Below are 553 nucleotides of genomic sequence, written 5' to 3'. Positions count from 1 at the left end.
TCGTGAGATCGAATCGTTAATTAAATCCGGACGCGTAAGCGTGAACGGTGTGGTCGCTAAACTTGGTGAAAGACTGGAAGATGAGAGCAGTGTAGTTCGTATCGATGGTCACATTGTATCTGCAAAGGTTCAAGAAGAAGTGATCTGTCGTGTACTTGCGTACTACAAGCCTGAGGGTGAGCTGTGTACTCGTCATGACCCAGAAGGCCGTCGCACGGTTTTCGACCGTCTGCCAAAAATTCGTGGCTCTCGTTGGATCTCTGTTGGTCGTTTGGATGCAAACACGTCTGGTCTGCTACTTTTCACTACTGATGGTGAATTAGCAAACCGTCTAATGCACCCAAGTCGCCAAGTTGAGCGTGAATACCTAGTGCGTGTGTTTGGTGAAGTAACCGAACAAAAAGTTCGTAATCTAGTAAAAGGGGTTGAACTGGAAGACGGTTTAGCTCGCTTTGAAGACGTTGTCTACGCAGGTGGTGAAGGTATGAACCACACTTTCTACGTAGTGATCAACGAAGGTCGTAACCGCGAAGTTCGTCGTCTATGGGAATCT

1 protein-coding gene is annotated in these 553 nt (G+C 47.4%); it reads left to right on the top strand.

What is annotated here, in order from left to right; genetic code table 11:
* Positions 1–553: 23S rRNA pseudouridine(2605) synthase RluB (gene rluB / locus R7Q46_RS29400; RefSeq protein WP_318078616.1), on the top strand; the 553-nt coding region annotated here is incomplete at both ends.

This window comes from Vibrio sp. 811 (assembly GCF_033339195.1).
This window is presented reverse-complemented; position numbering and strand designations above follow the sequence as displayed.